The sequence below is a fragment of the Solirubrobacter pauli genome, from assembly GCF_003633755.1.
Lineage (GTDB): Bacteria > Actinomycetota > Thermoleophilia > Solirubrobacterales > Solirubrobacteraceae > Solirubrobacter > Solirubrobacter pauli.
Genome location: NZ_RBIL01000001.1, coordinates 2,314,673 through 2,329,618, shown reverse-complemented (window position 1 = coordinate 2,329,618; position 14,946 = coordinate 2,314,673). Strand labels below are relative to the sequence as shown.

The 14,946-nt window shown below is 68.2% G+C and carries 17 protein-coding genes; 16 read left to right on the top strand and 1 reads right to left on the bottom strand.

The window, feature by feature from the left end; genetic code table 11:
- Window positions 1-54: 54 nt before the first annotated feature.
- The 11 genes from C8N24_RS10975 (at window position 55) to C8N24_RS10925 (ending at window position 10,720) form a co-directional block, all read left to right on the top strand.
- Window positions 55-909 (top strand): flagellin N-terminal helical domain-containing protein, encoded by an 855-nt coding sequence (locus C8N24_RS10975; RefSeq protein WP_121250068.1) that lies wholly within the window; start codon window positions 55-57, stop codon window positions 907-909.
- A gap of 166 nt (window positions 910-1,075) precedes the next feature.
- Entirely contained in the window at window positions 1,076-1,930 is an 855-nt protein-coding gene (locus tag C8N24_RS10970; protein ID WP_121250067.1) for a flagellin N-terminal helical domain-containing protein, read from the top strand.
- 128 nt (window positions 1,931-2,058) lie between these two features.
- Window positions 2,059-2,916 (top strand): flagellin N-terminal helical domain-containing protein, encoded by an 858-nt coding sequence (locus C8N24_RS10965; RefSeq protein ID WP_121250066.1) that lies wholly within the window; start codon window positions 2,059-2,061, stop codon window positions 2,914-2,916.
- Between the two features lie 125 nt (window positions 2,917-3,041).
- Window positions 3,042-3,884, top strand: coding sequence for a flagellin N-terminal helical domain-containing protein (locus C8N24_RS10960; protein WP_121250065.1), 843 nt, complete (start codon window positions 3,042-3,044; stop codon window positions 3,882-3,884).
- Window positions 3,885-4,003: 119 nt separating this feature from the next.
- Window positions 4,004-4,861, top strand: a complete 858-nt coding sequence (locus C8N24_RS10955; protein WP_121250064.1) for a flagellin N-terminal helical domain-containing protein — start codon at window positions 4,004-4,006, stop codon at window positions 4,859-4,861.
- Window positions 4,862-4,986: 125 nt separating this feature from the next.
- Window positions 4,987-5,847 carry a flagellin N-terminal helical domain-containing protein gene (locus C8N24_RS10950; RefSeq protein ID WP_121250063.1) on the top strand — a complete coding sequence of 287 codons (861 nt, stop codon included), beginning with the start codon at window positions 4,987-4,989 and terminating at the stop codon, window positions 5,845-5,847.
- A gap of 130 nt (window positions 5,848-5,977) precedes the next feature.
- Window positions 5,978-6,832: a flagellin N-terminal helical domain-containing protein gene (locus tag C8N24_RS10945; RefSeq protein ID WP_121250062.1), complete on the top strand. Its 855-nt coding sequence runs from the start codon at window positions 5,978-5,980 to the stop codon at window positions 6,830-6,832.
- 115 nt (window positions 6,833-6,947) lie between these two features.
- Window positions 6,948-7,796, top strand: coding sequence for a flagellin N-terminal helical domain-containing protein (locus tag C8N24_RS10940; RefSeq protein WP_121250061.1), 849 nt, complete (start codon window positions 6,948-6,950; stop codon window positions 7,794-7,796).
- A 119-nt stretch (window positions 7,797-7,915) separates the two neighbouring features.
- On the top strand, window positions 7,916-8,773 hold the full coding sequence (locus C8N24_RS10935; RefSeq protein WP_121250060.1) for a flagellin N-terminal helical domain-containing protein: 858 nt from the start codon (window positions 7,916-7,918) through the stop codon (window positions 8,771-8,773).
- Between the two features lie 106 nt (window positions 8,774-8,879).
- Window positions 8,880-9,656 carry a glycosyltransferase family 2 protein gene (locus C8N24_RS10930; protein ID WP_170179002.1) on the top strand — a complete coding sequence of 259 codons (777 nt, stop codon included), beginning with the start codon at window positions 8,880-8,882 and terminating at the stop codon, window positions 9,654-9,656.
- Window positions 9,656-10,720 (top strand): glycosyltransferase family protein, encoded by a 1,065-nt coding sequence (locus C8N24_RS10925; protein ID WP_121250058.1) that lies wholly within the window; start codon window positions 9,656-9,658, stop codon window positions 10,718-10,720. The genes C8N24_RS10930 and C8N24_RS10925 overlap by 1 nt, the downstream gene beginning before the upstream one ends.
- Window positions 10,721-10,927: 207 nt before the next feature.
- Here C8N24_RS10925 and pseB read toward each other — a convergent pair whose 3' ends face one another.
- Window positions 10,928-11,968, bottom strand: coding sequence for a UDP-N-acetylglucosamine 4,6-dehydratase (inverting) (gene pseB, locus C8N24_RS10920; protein WP_245971826.1), 1,041 nt, complete (start codon window positions 11,966-11,968; stop codon window positions 10,928-10,930).
- Between the two features lie 60 nt (window positions 11,969-12,028).
- On the opposite strand from pseB, the gene C8N24_RS10915 reads away from it, so the two are divergent.
- Genes C8N24_RS10915 through pseG form a run of 5 tightly spaced genes read left to right on the top strand, consistent with a single transcriptional unit; the run spans window position 12,029 to window position 14,926 of the window.
- A complete protein-coding gene (locus tag C8N24_RS10915) occupies window positions 12,029-12,667 on the top strand; it encodes a CHAP domain-containing protein (RefSeq protein ID WP_121250057.1) in 639 nt (212 codons plus the stop codon).
- A gap of 12 nt (window positions 12,668-12,679) precedes the next feature.
- Window positions 12,680-12,862, top strand: a complete 183-nt coding sequence (locus C8N24_RS10910) for a hypothetical protein (protein ID WP_121250056.1) — start codon at window positions 12,680-12,682, stop codon at window positions 12,860-12,862.
- A gap of 12 nt (window positions 12,863-12,874) precedes the next feature.
- Complete coding sequence (locus C8N24_RS10905) at window positions 12,875-13,135, top strand: hypothetical protein (protein WP_121250055.1); 261 nt, start codon at window positions 12,875-12,877, stop codon at window positions 13,133-13,135.
- Between the two features lie 19 nt (window positions 13,136-13,154).
- Window positions 13,155-13,886: a cytidylyltransferase domain-containing protein gene (locus C8N24_RS10900; RefSeq protein WP_121250054.1), complete on the top strand. Its 732-nt coding sequence runs from the start codon at window positions 13,155-13,157 to the stop codon at window positions 13,884-13,886.
- Window positions 13,883-14,926 carry a UDP-2,4-diacetamido-2,4,6-trideoxy-beta-L-altropyranose hydrolase gene (pseG, locus tag C8N24_RS10895; RefSeq protein WP_170179001.1) on the top strand — a complete coding sequence of 348 codons (1,044 nt, stop codon included), beginning with the start codon at window positions 13,883-13,885 and terminating at the stop codon, window positions 14,924-14,926. The genes C8N24_RS10900 and pseG overlap by 4 nt, the downstream gene beginning before the upstream one ends.
- The last annotated feature ends 20 nt before the right edge of the window (window positions 14,927-14,946 follow it).

Here is a 14,946-nt window from a genome sequence, read left to right as displayed (position 1 = left end):
GACAAGGAGTCGCCGTCGTAACGCCCTTCCCCCGATCAACAAGGAGTGTTGACCATGGGCCTTCGCATTCAGAACAACATCGAGGCGTTCAACACGCACCGTCAGCTGACGGCGACGTCGTCGCTGGCCTCGAAGGCCATGGAGAAGCTCTCCTCCGGCTACCGCATCAACCGCGCCGCTGACGATGCCGCCGGCCTGGGCATCTCGGAGAAGATGCGTGGGCAGATCGGTGGTCTGGCTCAGGCGCAGCGCAACGCGCAGGACGGCATCTCGCTCGTCCAGACGGCGGAAGGTGCCCTCGGTGAGGTGCACTCGATGCTGCAGCGCGTGCGCGATCTCAAGGTCCAGGCCAACAACGGCACGATGGACACCAACGACCGCGAGGCCATCGGCGCCGAGGTCGTGGAGATCGCCAAGGAAGTCCGCAGCATCCTGAACGACACCAAGTTCAACGGCAAGACCGTGTTCGGCACGGGCGACACGTTCAAGTTCCAGGTCGGCGCCAACCAGGGCGAGACGATCGACGTGGCCGCGGCTACCCTCGACGGTGCCGTCGTCTCCGACAGCCTCGCCAACCTGACCAGCCTCTCGGCGTCCACGGCCACCGCCGCGGCCACCGCGCTCTCGTCGGGCAGCCTCTGCGACATCGATCGCATCGACGACATGATCGAGAACGTCTCCAAGCAGCGTGGCGCGTACGGCGCGATCCAGAACCGCCTGGAGCATCGCCTGACGAACCTGGCCACGTACCAGGAGAACCTCACCGCCTCCGAGTCGCGGATCCGCGATGTGGACATGGCGGCGGAGATGACCAAGTTCACGAAGTTGAACATCCTGCAGCAGGCCGGCACCTCGATGCTGGCCCAGGCCAACCAGGCTCCGCAGGGCGTCCTCAGCCTCCTGCGCTAGATCGCGCTTCTCCCGGCCCTCTGGTTCGCACGCGGACCAGGGGGCCGGACCGCGTTCCCCCAAATCTCACGCAGGCTAAAGCTCCCTTGCGAGGCGGCCGACAGACGTCGTATCCGTCCGGGACGACACGGAGTCGTCCAGTTCCTCACAAGGAGTATCCCCGGCCATGGGCCTGCGCATCCAGAACAACATCGAAGCCTTCAACACGCATCGCCAGCTTTCGGCGACGTCGATGCAGGCCTCGAAGGCGATGGAGAAGCTCTCCTCCGGCTATCGCATCAACCGCGCTGCCGACGACGCCGCCGGCCTGGGCATCTCGGAGAAGATGCGCGGCCAGATCAGTGGTCTGGCTCAGGCGCAGCGCAACGCGCAGGACGGCATCTCGCTCGTCCAGACCGCGGAAGGCTCGCTCGCCGAGGTCCACTCGATGCTCGAGCGCGTCCGTGACCTGAAGGTCCAGTTCAACAACGGCACGCTCGACACCGGCGGCCAGGAGGCCATCGCCGCCGAGGTCCTCGAGATCTCCAAGGAGGTCTCGTCGATCATCAGCGAGACGAAGTTCAACGGCCAGGCGCTGTTCGGTGCCACCGGCTTCGTCTTCCAGGTGGGCGCGAACCAGGGCGAGACCGTCTCGGTCTCCCCGGTCGGCCTCAGCGGCGGCATCGCCGCCGGCGGTCTCTCCGACCTCACCAGCCTCGCGGCCAGCGCCGTGTCGGCCACCGTCGCGGCGCTGTCCTCGGGTGGCCTCTCCGACCTCGGCAACCTGGACAAGGCGATCGAGAACGTCTCCAAGATCCGTGGACAGCTCGGCGCGGTCCAGAACCGGCTCGAGCACCGTCTGACGAACCTGGCGACCTACCAGGAGAACCTGACGGCGTCGGAGTCGCGCATCCGCGACGTGGACATGGCGCAGGAGATGACCAAGTTCACGAAGCTGAACATCCTGCAGCAGGCCGGCACGTCGATGCTGGCGCAGGCCAACCAGGCGCCGCAGGGCGTCCTCTCGCTGCTGAAGGGCTAAAGCTCAGGGCTTCGCCCCCGAATTCACGCGGTACCTCAAGGTCGGCCCTCCGGGGCCGATCTCTGCGGTTAAGGGCGACATGGAGTCGCCCGTCCGGCCTTCCCCCGATCAACAAGGAGTGTTGAATCATGGGCCTTCGCATTCAGAACAACATCGAGGCGTTCAACACGCATCGCCAGCTGACGGCGACGTCGTCGCAGGCCTCGAAGGCGATGGAGAAGCTCTCCAGCGGCTACCGCATCAACCGTGCCGCCGACGACGCGGCGGGCCTGGGCATCTCCGAGAAGATGCGTGGCCAGATCGGCGGCCTCGCCCAGGCGCAGCGCAACGCGCAGGACGGCATCTCGCTCGTCCAGACCGCGGAAGGGGCCCTCTCCGAGGTGCACTCGATGCTCGCTCGCGTCCGTGACCTGAAGGTGCAGTTCAACAACGGCACGCTGGACACGAACGACAAGACGGCCATCGGCGCCGAGGTCCTCGAGATCGCCAAGGAGGTCCAGGACATCCTCGACGACACGAAGTTCAACGGCAAGACGCTCTTCAGCGCCTCGAGCTCGTTCGACTTCCAGGTCGGTGCCAACCAGGGCGAGAAGATCACGCTCGACGCGATCTCGCTGGCCGGCGACTCGAGCGTCGGCGGCCTCTCGAACCTGACGCAGCTCGCCACGAACAAGCTCGTCAGCGACGCCGTCTCGGCCCTCGCCACGAACAACATGTCCGTGGTCTCCGACATCGACAAGATGATCGAGAACGTCTCCAAGGTCCGCGGCAGCCTCGGCGCGGTCCAGAACCGTCTGGAGCATCGCCTGACGAACCTGGCGACCTACCAGGAGAACCTCACCGCCTCTGAGTCGCGGATCCGCGATGTGGACATGGCGGCGGAGATGACCAAGTTCACGAAGCTGAACATCCTGCAGCAGGCCGGCACGTCGATGCTGGCCCAGGCCAACCAGGCCCCGCAGGGCGTCCTGAGCCTCCTGCGCTAGATCGCTCAGCCATTTTGAAGGTGGTCGCTCAAGATCGGTCCGTCGCGGCCGATCTTGGCGTTTAAGGGCGACAAGGAGTCGCCCGGACATTGCCCACACCCCCGATCAACAAGGAGCGTTGAATCATGGGCCTTCGCATTCAGAACAACATCGAAGCCTTCAACACGCACCGTCAGCTGACGGCGACGTCGACGCAGGCTTCCAAGTCGATGGAGAAGCTCTCCAGCGGCTACCGGATCAACCGCGCGGCCGATGACGCGGCGGGTCTGGGCATCTCCGAGAAGATGCGCGGTCAGATCGGTGGTCTGGCTCAGGCGCAGCGCAACGCGCAGGACGGCGTCTCGCTCGTCCAGACGGCGGAAGGCGCGCTGGCCGAGGTTCACTCGATGCTCGAGCGCGTCCGTGACCTGAAGGTGCAGTTCAACAACGGCACGCTTGACGACAACGACAAGAAGGCCATCAGCGCGGAGGTGTTCGAGATCGCCAAGGAGGTCAAGGACATCTTCGACGACACCAAGTTCAACGGCAAGACGCTGTTCACCTCGAGCGATACGTTCTCGTTCCAGGTCGGCGCGAACCAGGGCGAGACGATCTCCATGGGCGCGGCGTCCTTCGGCGTCGTCTCCGACCTGACGGGCCTCGCCGTCAGCGTCGTCAGCGACACCACCAACGCGCTGAGCGCCGCGGCCGGCACGCTGACCGCGATCTCGACGATCGACACGATGATCGAGAACGTCTCCAAGCTGCGCGGCAGCTACGGCGCCGTGCAGAACCGTCTGGAGCACCGTCTGACGAACCTGGCCACGTACCAGGAGAACCTGACGGCGTCCGAGTCGCGGATCCGTGACGTGGACATGGCGGCGGAGATGACCAAGTTCACGAAGTTGAACATCCTCCAGCAGGCCGGCACGAGCATGCTCGCGCAGGCCAACCAGGCGCCCCAGGGCGTCCTGAGCCTCCTGCGCTAGTCACCGCTCACCACCGCTCGCTAAAGATCGGCTCTTCGGGGCCGATCTTTGCGTTTAAGGGGCGACATGGAGTCGCCCGCACGTCCGCCCTTCCCCCGATCAACAAGGAGTGTTGAATCATGGGCCTTCGCATTCAGAACAACATCGAAGCCTTCAACACGCACCGTCAGCTGACGGCGACGTCGTCGATGGCTTCGAAGGCCATGGAGAAGCTCTCCAGCGGCTACCGCATCAACCGCGCCGCTGACGATGCCGCCGGCCTCGGCATCTCCGAGAAGATGCGCGGGCAGATCGGCGGTCTCGCCCAGGCCCAGCGCAACGCGCAGGACGGCATCTCGCTCGTCCAGACCGCGGAAGGCGCGCTGGCCGAGGTGCACTCGATGCTGCAGCGCGTCCGTGATCTGAAGGTCCAGATCAACAACGGCACGCTCGACACCAACGACCAGAACGCCATCGGCGCCGAGGTCATCGAGATCGCCAAGGAGGTCAGCAGCATCCTCAGCGACACCAAGTTCAACGGCAAGACGCTGCTGGACGGCGACAACTCGTTCACGTTCCAGGTCGGCGCCAACCAGGGCGAGACCATCTCGATCGCGGCGACGCCGCTCAGCGCCAACGCGGCGGGCGGCGGCCTCTCGCAGCTCACCAGCCTGTCGGCGGCCGCGACGGCTTCCGCTGCGGCTTCCGCCCTGATCGGCAACGGGCTGTCCGACCTCGACATGATCGACGACATGATCGAGAACGTCTCCAAGCAGCGTGGCGTCTACGGCGCCGTGCAGAACCGCCTGGAGCACCGTCTGACGAACCTGGCGACCTACCAGGAGAACCTGACGGCGTCCGAGTCGCGGATCCGTGACGTGGACATGGCGGCGGAGATGACGAAGTTCACGAAGCTGAACATCCTCCAGCAGGCCGGCACGAGCATGCTCGCGCAGGCCAACCAGGCCCCGCAGGGCGTCCTCAGCCTCCTGCGCTAGCCGGCTCAGCCGAATCCGACGTAGTCGCTAAAGATCGGTCCCTCGGGGCCGATCTTTGCGGTTAAGGGCGACATGGAGTCGCCCGGACATTGCCCACACCCCCGATCAACAAGGAGTGTTGAATCATGGGCCTTCGCATTCAGAACAACATCGAGGCGTTCAACACGCACCGTCAGCTGACGGCGACGTCGTCGATGGCCTCGAAGGCGATGGAGAAGCTCTCCAGCGGCTACCGCATCAACCGTGCCGCCGACGACGCCGCCGGCCTCGGCATCTCCGAGAAGATGCGCGGTCAGATCGGTGGTCTGGCGCAGTCCCAGCGCAACGCGCAGGACGCGATCTCCCTGGTCCAGACGGCGGAAGGTGCCCTCTCCGAGGTGCACTCGATGCTGCAGCGCGTGCGTGATCTGAAGGTCCAGATCAACAACGGCACGCTCGACACCAACGATCAGAACGCCATCGGCGCCGAGGTCGTGGAGATCGCCAAGGAAGTCAGCAACATCCTCAGCGACACCAAGTTCAACGGCAAGGCGCTGCTGAACGGCACCAACAACTTCACCTTCCAGGTGGGCGCCAACCAGGGCGAGACGATCTCGATGACGGCGACGTCGCTGGGCTCGCTGTCGTCCGGCGCCGGTGGGCTCACCGACCTGACGGCGCAGTCGTCGGCCGCCACGGCCTCGGTCGCGGCGTCCGCGCTCATCGGTGGCGCGCTGTGCGACATCGACCGCATCGACGACATGATCGAGAACGTGTCGAAGGTCCGCGGCCAGCTCGGCGCGGTCCAGAACCGTCTGGAGCATCGCCTGACGAACCTGGCCACGTACCAGGAGAACCTCACCGCCTCCGAGTCGCGGATCCGCGATGTGGACATGGCGGCGGAGATGACGAAGTTCACGAAGTTGAACATCCTGCAGCAGGCCGGCACGAGCATGCTCGCGCAGGCCAACCAGGCGCCCCAGGGCGTCCTGAGCCTCCTGCGCTAAGCCGCAGCCGAGAGCTCGAACCCGCGTCGCTAAAGATCGGCCCCTCGGGGCCGATCTTTTGGCTTGAGGAGACACGGAGTCACCTCGGCAAAGCCCTTCTGCAACCCGATCAGACAAGGAGCGTTCGATCATGGGCCTTCGCATTCAGAACAACATCGAAGCCTTCAACACGCACCGTCAGCTGACGGCGACGTCGTCGCAGGCCTCGAAGGCCATGGAGAAGCTCTCCAGCGGCTACCGCATCAACCGCGCCGCGGACGACGCCGCCGGCCTGGGCATCTCGGAGAAGATGCGCGGCCAGATCGGCGGCCTGGCCCAGGCGCAGCGCAACGCGCAGGACGGCATCTCGCTCGTCCAGACGGCGGAAGGTGCCCTCGGTGAGGTGCACTCGATGCTCGAGCGCGTTCGTGACCTCAAGGTCCAGATCAACAACGGCACGCTCGACGACAACGACAAGAACGCCATCGGCGCCGAGGTCGTGGAGATCGCCAAGGAAGTCAGCAACATCCTGAGCGACACCAAGTTCAACGGCAAGAGCGTGTTCGGCACGTCCGACTCGTTCACGTTCCAGGTCGGCGCCAACCAGGGCGAGACGATCGCCCTGGCCGCGACGACGCTGAGCGGTGACAAGACCGCCGGCGGTCTGTCGAACCTCACGGCGGTCGGCGTGTCCGCGGCTTCGGCCGTGGCGACGGCGCTGTGCAGCGGCGACCTGTCGGTGATCTCGAGCGTCGACCAGATGATCGAGAACGTCTCGAAGGTCCGCGGCCAGTACGGCGCGGTCCAGAACCGTCTGGAGCACCGTCTGACGAACCTGGCGACCTACCAGGAGAACCTGACGGCGTCCGAGTCGCGGATCCGTGACGTGGACATGGCGGCGGAGATGACGAAGTTCACGAAGTTGAACATCCTCCAGCAGGCCGGCACGAGCATGCTCGCGCAGGCCAACCAGGCGCCGCAGGGCGTCCTGTCGCTGCTCCGCTAAGTCAGCACCCGAAGCAGTTCGCTAAAGATCGGCCCTTCGTGGCCGATCTTTGCGGTTAAGGCGACAAGGAGTCGCCGCCAGATGCCCTCCCCCCGATCAACAAGGAGTGTTGACCATGGGCCTTCGCATTCAGAACAACATCGAAGCCTTCAACACGCACCGTCAGCTGACGGCGACGTCGTCGCAGGCTTCCAAGGCCATGGAGAAGCTCTCCAGCGGCTACCGCATCAACCGCGCGGCCGACGACGCCGCCGGCCTCGGCATCTCCGAGAAGATGCGCGGGCAGATCGGCGGTCTCGCCCAGGCCCAGCGCAACGCGCAGGACGGCATCTCGCTCGTCCAGACCGCGGAAGGCGCGCTGGCCGAGGTCCACTCGATGCTCGAGCGCGTCCGTGACCTGAAGGTGCAGTACAACAACGGCACCCTCGACGCGAACGACAAGACGGCCATCGCCGCCGAGGTCCTCGAGATCACCAAGGAAGTCAAGTCGATCTCGACCGACACGAAGTTCAACGGCACCGCCGTGTTCGGGAACAGCTTCTCGTTCCAGGTCGGCGCCAACCAGGGCGAGACGATCACGATGGCGTCGACCGTGCTCAGCGGCGCGGCGACCGCCGGTGGCCTCTCGACGACGATCGCCCTGGCCGCGTGCCAGGTCAGCGACGTCGCCGCGGCGCTGTCGACCGGCGACCTGTCGGTGATCTCCGACATCGACACCGCGATCGAGAACGTGTCCAAGCTGCGCGGCAGCTACGGCGCGGTCCAGAACCGTCTGGAGCACCGTCTGACGAACCTGGCCACCTACCAGGAGAACCTGACGGCGTCCGAGTCGCGGATCCGTGACGTGGACATGGCCGCCGAGATGACCAAGTTCACGAAGCTCAACATCCTGCAGCAGGCCGGCACCTCGATGCTGGCCCAGGCCAACCAGGCCCCGCAGGGCGTCCTGAGCCTCCTGCGCTAGTCGCCGGGCTGACCACCGCTCGCTAAAGATCGGCCCCTCGGGGCCGATCTTCGTGCTTGAGGAGACATGGAGTCACCTCGGTACAGCCCTTCAACCCGATCAACAAGGAGCGTTAGATCATGGGCCTCCGTATCCAGAACAACATCGAAGCCTTCAACACGCACCGTCAGCTGACGGCGACGTCGTCGCAGGCTTCCAAGGCCATGGAGAAGCTCTCCTCTGGCTACCGCATCAACCGCGCCGCGGACGATGCTGCCGGCCTGGGCATCTCGGAGAAGATGCGCGGGCAGATCGGTGGCCTCGCTCAGGCGCAGCGCAACGCGCAGGACGGCATCTCGCTCGTCCAGACGGCGGAAGGTGCCCTCTCCGAGGTGCACTCGATGCTGCAGCGTGTCCGTGACCTGAAGGTTCAGATCAACAACGGCACGCTGGACGCGAACGACAAGAACGCGATCGGCGCCGAGGTCATCGAGATCGCCAAGGAGGTCAGCAACATCCTGACCGACACCAAGTTCAACGGGAAGGGCCTCTTCGGCCCGGCCGACTCGTTCACGTTCCAGGTCGGCGCGAACCAGGGCGAGACCATCTCGATGGCCGCCATCTCGTTCAACGCTGCGGCTTCGGCCGGCGGCCTGAACAACCTGACGGCGGCGTCGACGCTGACCGTCGCGTCCGACGCGGCGGCGGTGCTCGCCACCGGCGCCATGTGCGACGTCGGCCAGCTCGACGACATGATCGAGAACATCTCCAAGGTCCGTGGCAACTTCGGCGCCGTCCAGAACCGTCTGGAGCATCGCCTGACGAACCTGGCGACCTACCAGGAGAACCTCACCGCCTCCGAGTCGCGGATCCGCGACGTGGACATGGCGGCGGAGATGACGAAGTTCACGAAGCTGAACATCCTCCAGCAGGCCGGCACGAGCATGCTCGCGCAGGCCAACCAGGCGCCGCAGGGCGTCCTGTCGCTGCTCCGCTAGGTCAGTCGCCGTCGTTTTGAGCCGGTCCCCCGCTCGGGGGGCCGGCTCACAACATTTAAAGACCGCGTCTCTCAAGGTCTGCTTCCGGGCAACCGATGGGAGAGACGTGGAATCCGATCCGACCCTCATCGTCTGCCCTGTCCGGGCCGACAGCGCGGAGGACATCGACCCGATCCTCCAGACGCTCGTCTCCCTCCAGGCGAGCGCACCCGAAACGATGGTGCTCGTCGTCGACGACCGCTCGCCCGCACCTCAGGCCCAGCTGATCGAGGCCGCCGCGGCCGAGCTCAACTGCGCGTACGTCCTGCAGCAGGACGGTGAAGGCCATTCGGCCGCCGTCAACGTCGGGCTGTCCGCCGCCGTCGAGCACGGCATGGACGTCTGCCTCGTCTCGCCCGGCCTGCTGTTCGAGACCGCCGGCTGGCTCGACAACCTGCGCGCGCGCACCGGCACCGACGGCACCCCCGCCGCCGTCACCGGCGGCGCGGTCCTCGAGTCCACCCGCGTGATCCGCCAGGCGGGCTACTTCTTCTCGCTCTTCCGCCGCGCCTGGGGCGCGCGCCTGCGTCACGTGCCGGAGGAGCTCCTCGACGTGCACGAGCCGCTGCTGTGCCCCGTCAGCTCCGAGCTGCAGTTCCTGCGCCGGAGCTGGATCGAGAAGGTCGGCCACTACGACGAGCTGCTCGAGGGCCCGCACGCGGCGCTCGACTACTGCCTGCGCATCCAGGAGGCCGGCGGGCAGTGCGTCCTGGAGCCGACGGTGCGCGCCCGCGCGATCCGGAACGTCGACGGCGAGCCCGATCCGGCCGCTCCGTCCGAGCGGCGGCTGCGCCTCAAGCACGCGAACATGAGCTTCCAGCGCTGGAGCCCGGAGGTCATCTGATGACGGATATCCCGAAGACCCTGTTCCTCGGCCTCGGCACGAGCGTGGTGTCCTACTACCGGTGCTTCCTCCCGGCCATGGCGCTGGGTGCGGAGTACGCGACCTGGGGCACGCTGGCCGACGAGACGACGCTGGTCCTCACCGGCGGCCTCGGCAACCCGCCGCCGTCGGTCGAGGACCTCCCGAACTACGAGGTCGTCGTCGTCCAGTACGCGAACGGCCGCGCCTGGCTGAAGAAGATCCGCGAGCTGCAGGACCGCGGCGTGAAGGTCCTGTACGAGATCGACGACTACGTGCAGGCCGCCCGCAAGGCGAAGATGCACGAGCTCGCGCACAAGTTCGGCCAGGACCGCGTCCGCGACCTGGAGATGGGCATGCGGGCGGTCGACGGCATGATCTGCTCGACCAACTTCATCGCCCGTCGCTACCGCGCGTTCAACGACCACACGTGGGAGTGCCGCAACGGCATCGACCTCAACCGCTACGACTACAAGAAGCCCGCCCGCAAGGACGACGTGGTCACGCTCGGCTTCGCCGGCGGCGTCGGCCACAAGGCCTCGCTCGCCCGCTGGGAGCCGGCGATCCGCTCGGTCCTGCGTCAGCGCGAGAACGTGCGCTTCGTGTCGGTCGGCCACGCGGCCGCGGCGGCGTACGTGGAGGAGTTCGGCCGTGAGCGTGCCGTCTCGTACCCGAGCTCCGGCATCGAGATCTACCCCGCGTCGATGACGCTGTTCGACATCGCCTTCGCGCCGTCGGCCGAGAACAACCAGTTCCGCGGCAAGAGCGACCTGCGTTGGCTCGAGGCGAGCGCGCTGGGCATCCCGCTCGTCGCGCACCCGGACGTGTACCCGGACATCGAGGACGGGGTCACGGGCGTCCACGCGCGTGAGCTCGAAGAGGTCGAGGTGGCGCTGCTGCGGCTGATCGACAACCCCGAGGAGCGTCAGCGGATCGGGCGCACGGCGCACGAGTACGTGCGCGACCACCGTCGCATCGAGGTCGCGGCGGAGAGCTGGGGCGAGGTCCTGCGGGAAGTCGTCGCGGGAGACCGCCAGCACGTCTAGGGAAAAGTTCCCTACAGGTCCTCCGAAGGCTGCCGATTACCCCGGTTAGCCACGGATGGCGCTGCAGGAGTTACTCAAAGGGCTCTCCCGCCCTCCTCCGCACGCGGTTCGCGGTTCATACGGGTTGCTGGAGGGCGACCCACACATACCCCACCGAGGGACGGATCGCGCGGGCGGCCTTTCGAGGCCGCCCGTCTGCGTTAAGGGCTAGCGGTCGGTGGGGGCGACTTCGACGCCGTCGCCGATGTCGCGACGATCCGCGGCGCGTCGCGCCGGCGCGACCGAGTCCGTCATCGCCAGCAGCTGCTCGGTGTCCAGCCACTCGTGGTTGTTGTCGGACGAGTAGTGGAAGCCGTCCTCGAGGGCGACGCCGTTCTCCGGGGCGGGCAGCGGGTGCTCGCGCGACGGCATGATCGCGTAGCGGTCGCCGATGTCGTAGGACTGACGCGCCTCGTCCTCGGTCAGCAGCACCTCGTGCAGCTTCTCGCCGGGGCGGATGCCGACCACCTCGAGCTCCGCGTCGGGCGCGAGCGCCTTCGCGAGGTCGACGATCTTCATGCTCGGGATCTTGGGCACGAACGTCTCGCCGCCCTGGACCAGGCCCATCGAGCTGAGCACGAACTCGACGGCGGCGTCGAGCGTGATCCAGAACCGGGTCATGCGCTCGTCGGTGATGCTGAGCTTCCCGCTGAGCGCCTGCGCCTTGAAGATCGGGACGACGCTGCCGCGGCTGCCGACCACGTTGCCGTAGCGCACCGAGGCGAACTTGGAGCCGCTGCCGCCCGAGTAGACGCCGGCCTGGGCCACGATCTTCTCGGCGCACAGCTTGGTCGCGCCGTACAGGTTGGCCGGGTTGACGGCCTTGTCCGTGCTGAGCGCGATCGTCAGCGGGACGTCGTTCTCGATCGCGGCGGAGATGACGTTCTGCGCGCCCATGATGTTGGTCTGGACCGCTTCGAACGGGTTGTACTCGCAGGCGGGGACCTGCTTGAGCGCGGCGGCGTGGACGATCACGTCGGCGCCGCGCGTGGCCACCTTCAGCCGCTCGCCGTCGCGCACATCGCCGAGCAGCCAGCGGAGGCGGCTGTCGCGCATGGACTGCTGCAGCTCGGACTGCTTGAGCTCGTCGCGGCTGAAGACGCGGATCGCCGCGACATCGTGCCGCGCGAGCACGGTCTTGATGAACGCGGTGCCGAAGGACCCCGTTCCTCCTGTAACGAGCAAGGTCTTTCCGGTCAGGTCGATCACGATGCGCGAGTGTAGCCAGGGCCTAAAGTCGGCGCTGCGAGGGGCCGATGGGATTCGTGCATGAGCTACGACGTCGCACTCGCCCGCATGGCCCAGCTCCAGAGCTTCTTCAACCCGGCCGCCGCGCCCGCGCCGGCCGCGCAGGCCACGCCCGCGAAGACGGCGCCCGCGGCGGCGGCGACGACGCCCGCCGCCTTCGCCTCCCAGCTCCAGAGCGCCTCGTCGGCGACGCTGACCCCCGCGCCCGCGCCGACCTCGGCGGGGCAGGCGATCGTGAACCTCGTCAGAAGCGAGGTCGGCGTGGCCGAGCAGCCGCCCGGCTCCAACGACTCGCCGCGGATCGCGCAGTTCCGCCAGGCCACCGCCGGGTCCGGCGTCGGCCCGTGGTGCGCGTACTTCACCTCCTGGGCCGCCCGTGAAGCGGGCGTGCCGCTCGGCGACAACGGCCAGGGCTTCGGCCGCGTGGACGACGTCTACGCGTGGGCGCAGAAGGCCGGCAAGGCGATCCCGAACACCGGCGGCGACGTCAAGCCGCAGCCGGGCGACCTGATCGTCTGGGACGAGCACATCGGCGTCGTGGAGTCCGTCGGCGCCGACGGCACGATCAACACGATCGAGGGCAACTCGTCCGACAAGGTCTCCACCCGGTCCTACCCGCCCGGGTCGCGCCCCGCCATCGGCTACGTCCGACTGGGGTAACGTCCGGGGCCCATGGAGGACCCTGAGACCCGTGAGCTCCGGATCGAGGAAGCCGACCGCGAGCGTGCCGAGCGCGAGCACGCGCGCGACGCCGAGCTGTCGACCGAGGAGCGCACGGCCCTCCGCCGCGCCGACAAGCACGCCTACCTGCGCGAGAAGCTGGAGGAGCGTGCGCGCTCGGAGGAGGAGGGGTAGTCCCCTCTCACCATGACCGAGCACGACAAGCAGGCCGACCGCCTCGAACACGAGGCCGACTCCCTCGAGCAACGCTCCGACCGGCTCGGCGAGGACATCGCCGGCGCCAAGGAGAAGGTCGAGGAGATGCGCCAGGACGAGACCGTGCCGACCGCGGACACGCCCGAGAGCGGGCTCCCGCCCGAGGCCAACTACACCACCCGCGGCGACCAGCCGCCCGAGGGCCCCGGCGACGGAGACCTCCCGGCGCCCGAGCCGGACGAGACCGACTGAGGCGGCGCGATTGCGGCGGGTGATCGTGGTGCAGGCGCGGATGACGTCCACGCGCCTGCCCGGGAAAGTGCTGATGGACCTGGCCGGCAAGCCGATGCTGGAGCGTCAGCTCGACCGCCTGCAGCGTTGCGAGCACGCCGACGAGGTGATGCTCGCGGTCACCGAGAACGCCGCGGACGACCCGCTGGTGGACTTCGCGCGCCGCTACGGCGTGCCGTGCCATCGCGGGAGCGAGCACGACGTGCTGGGCCGCTACGTCGGCGCGGCGCGTGAGGCCCGGGCGGATCTGGTCGTCCGGGTGACCTCGGACTGCCCGCTGATCGACCCCGAGGAGACCGACGCCGTGATCGCGGCGCTCGAGGAGCGCCGCGACGGGAGCGACTACGCGTCCAACCGGCTCGAGCCGCACCTCCCGCGCGGGTTGGACACCGAAGCGCTGTGGCGGGACACGCTGGAGCGGATGGACCGGATGGCGACGTCCAGGCCCGCGCGCGAGCACGTGACCTGGTTCTGCTACGCCGAGCGGCCCGAGCTGTTCGCGCTGCACTCGGTGCTGCGCGGCGTCGACGCGCACGATCTGCGCTGGACGGTCGACACCCCGGACGACCTCGAGATGGTCCGCGCGCTCTACGACGCGCTCGGCCTCGCCGATCGGCCGGTGGCCCTGGCCGAGGTGCTCGCGTTCGTCCGGACGCACCCGGAGATCGCGGCCATCAACGGGCACATCGAGCAGAAGGACCCGACCGCGTGATCCTCGTCCGCGCCGACGCGAGCGTCGCCATCGGCCTCGGGCACGCGATGCGCTGCCTCGCGCTCGTGCAGGCGCTGCGCGACGAGGGCGGCGAGGCCACGTTCCTGATGGCCGGCGCGCCGCCCGCGTTCGCCGTGCGCGCCGCCGCCGAGGAGGTACCCGTGGCCGCGCTGGCCGCGCAGCCCGGGTCCGCCGCCGACGCCGCCGAGACGGTCGAGCACGCGCGTGCCGTCGGCGCGCGCTGGGTCGTGGTCGACGGCTACCACTTCGGCGCCGAGTACCAGCGCGCGCTCGTCGACGCCGGCGTGCAGGTGCTCGCCTTCGACGACCACGGGCACGCCGAGCACTACTGGGCGCACCTGGTCCTCAACCAGAACCTTGGGGCAGACGCGGACGCCTACGCCGCGCGCGAGCCCTACACGCGGCTGCTGCTGGGCGTCGACCACGTGCTGCTGCGCCGTGAGTTCCGCGCCTGGGACGCCGCGCCGCGACCGGTGCCGGCCCGCGCGCGCACCGTGCTCATCACGCTCGGGGGCAGTGACCCGGCCAACACCTCGACGCAGCTGCTGAAGAGCCTCGCGCTGGTGCCTGGCCCGCTGGCCGTCGAGGTCCTGATCGGCGGGGCGAACCCGCACCGCGCCGCCCTCGAAGAGGCGGCGGCGGTCTCGCCGCACGCGGTCACGCTCGTGGTGGACGCGCACGACATGGCCGCCCGGATGGCCGGGGCCGACCTCGCCTTGGCCGCCGCCGGCGGCACGGCCTGGGAGCTCGCGCGCGTCGGCACGCCGCAGCTGTCGGTCGCGATCGCCGACAACCAGCGTCCGGCGGCCGCCGCGCTGGCCGAGCGGGGCGTGGCGGTCGGCCTCGGCTGGCACGCCGACCTGTCGGAGACCGCCGTAGCCCGGACGATCACGCGCCTCGTCGACGACGCCGCGACCCGGGCGGACCTCGCCGCCCGCGGCCGCGCGCTGATCGACGGCCGCGGCCCGGCCCGCGTGCTCGACGCCATGGGCCTCGTCCGCACGGGGAGCGCGGCATGAGCGGGGCGCGCCGCACCGGC